Origin of the sequence: Hymenobacter lapidiphilus (assembly GCF_003417065.2) — a bacterium.
Classification (GTDB): domain Bacteria; phylum Bacteroidota; class Bacteroidia; order Cytophagales; family Hymenobacteraceae; genus Hymenobacter.
In genome coordinates this window covers 1-209 of sequence record NZ_QVLT01000108.1, presented here as the reverse complement: position 1 = coordinate 209, position 209 = coordinate 1, and the positions used below count along the sequence as shown (strand labels likewise).

1 pseudogene is annotated in these 209 nt (G+C 55.5%); it reads right to left on the bottom strand.

Annotated features, from left to right (window positions below):
* Positions 1-209, bottom strand: a pseudogene (locus D0N36_RS19870) (DDE-type integrase/transposase/recombinase); the annotation flags it as partial.

Genomic DNA, 209 nt, shown 5'->3' with positions numbered 1-209 from the left:
CCTGGATGCGTTCTGGTACGACGCCCAGCGTTTGCTGCAAGTGACTCATTACGGCCACCACGTCTTCTCCTTTCAGCGACTGCGACGTGAATGGCCAGGCACTGGCGACTAAAATTATCGACTATTGTTAAGGCCCGGATCTTGCGCCCATCGAAGAGCTGATCGGCTACGAAATCCATGCTCCAGCTCTGATGCGGCCGCTGCAATTC